The organism is Roseateles sp. P5_E11 (assembly GCF_054049355.1).
The window spans coordinates 1-1018 of record NZ_JBFUMO010001059.1 but is presented as its reverse complement, the minus strand read 5'-3'; the positions used below and the strand labels follow the sequence as shown (position 1 = coordinate 1018).

General features: G+C 63.5%; 1 protein-coding gene and 1 pseudogene. Both read left to right on the top strand.

Translation table 11 applies throughout. From position 1 onward, the window contains the following. Nucleotides 1-717 (top strand): PilZ domain-containing protein (locus ACXJKR_RS33390; protein ID WP_457326514.1); only part of this gene is annotated, 717 nt, incomplete at its 5' end. Further along, nucleotides 714-1018 (top strand): annotated as a pseudogene (locus ACXJKR_RS33385) (serine protease); the annotation flags it as partial. The gene ACXJKR_RS33390 and the pseudogene ACXJKR_RS33385, both read left to right, overlap by 4 nt.

The window sequence follows — 1018 nt, the reverse complement described above, 5'->3', positions numbered from 1 at the left end:
CTGCTGTTTTTTGAGCGGCTGCAGGAAAACGTCGTTGCCAACTACGACTTCGCCAATGGCGCACCCGCCGTCGGCGCCACTCTGGACCTGCCGGTAGCGAAAGAGATATTCCGGCGCGTCTACGGCAAGCGCAGGGAACGCAAGAACCTCTATAACTACTTCGTCCAGCTGAGCCTGCCCAACATCAAGCTGCCCAAGCGCCGCTATTTCACGACCAATGATCCGGTGTTGACGCCGGACATCCTCGACCACTTCTTCAATCAGCGCAGCCAGGTCTTCGCGGAACTGGACGACCGCCGCAAGGCGCTGTTGTGGTCCATCTACGACCAGCCCGAGTTCCGGGCCGTTCTGCCGATGATGAGTGGATCGGACACGGGCTTTCATCCGATGCGCCGGCATCAGCGCTTCTCGCTGCGCTGCCCGGCCGAACTGCGTGTGCGGCTCGACGGCGATGAGCGCTCCATCGTGATGACCGTCATCGAAATTTCCCTGTCGGGCTTCCAGGCCCAGTCCAAGCTCGACATACCGATCGGGGCTGACGGCGCGGTCCGGGTGGAATTGGGCGTGCAGGACAAGGCGACGCTGGACGTGAAGGTGATGCGACACCACCACACCGACACCGGCGAGTTCTATGGCTTTCGCGTGGATGAGCCCGACGATGTCTGGCGCCGCGCCGTCAGTGCGCTGGAAACCGAGTACGTTGCAGGCGAGCTGTGAACAGCCCCGGCCGACGTCGCCTGCTGGCCCTTGCGGCCGGACTGGCATGCATCGGCACCGCAGCCGGTGCGGAAACTCTGCCGGAACTGATTGCGCGGGCCAAGCGCTCGGTCGTTGTCGTGGGCAGCTGGGGGTTGATGGACAACCCCCGCTTCGGGTTCAAGGCCGCAGGCTTTGTTGTCGCGGACGGCCTGCACGTGCTGACCAATGCGCACGTGGTACCGACGGAAACGCCCGATCGAGTCGATCGCAGCATCGCGGTCAAGATCTGGACGTCCGACGCGCAGTGGGTGATGCGAAG